This window comes from Streptosporangium carneum, assembly GCF_027922005.1.
GTDB lineage: Bacteria > Actinomycetota > Actinomycetes > Streptosporangiales > Streptosporangiaceae > Streptosporangium > Streptosporangium carneum.
The window spans coordinates 1-502 of the sequence record NZ_BSEV01000183.1; the positions used below are offsets into that span (position 1 = coordinate 1).

Consider the following 502-nt stretch of genomic DNA (forward strand, 5'->3'; position numbering starts at 1 on the left):
TGTTGATCCATGATTTCTCCGGCCTGGCGACCGGGGCCTGCCTGATCGATGGCGGGGTGATCGGGTCGGAAATCCTGCCCGGCAGTGCCTGGCGGATCGATGCCGCGGCGGGCCGGCTGGAGATCGCGGAAAGCGCCGCCGCCCTGGCGCCGCTCGAGACGGTGCTGTCTGCCCCTCTTCATGATTTCGGCTATCCGCACGCGCCCGTGCTCGACTATGCGCTCGGCGAGATTGCCGACAAGGCGCTGTTCGATACCGGCAGCGAGGAAGAGGTCGTTCTGTTCCACCAGGTTGCGGACAGCCGTCCGGCGCGGGCGCATATCGTGCGCGGTTCGGTAGTCACCGGCCAGGGCAGCGAAGGCGAAAGCGCGGGCGGACGGTCTGAAAACCGCGAACTGGTACGCTTCTCGCTGGAGGACTTCCGGATCGGCGAGACCTCGCCCGGTCCTGTGCGCGCCACCACACGCACGGTCCCGCCCAGCCTGGTGGGTGCGGGGATGAT

At 67.9% G+C, this 502-nt stretch carries 1 protein-coding gene; it reads left to right on the top strand.

What is annotated here, in order from left to right; translation table 11 throughout:
• Window positions 1–502 (top strand): hypothetical protein (locus PKF00_RS44435; protein WP_271223824.1); only part of this gene is annotated, 502 nt, incomplete at both ends.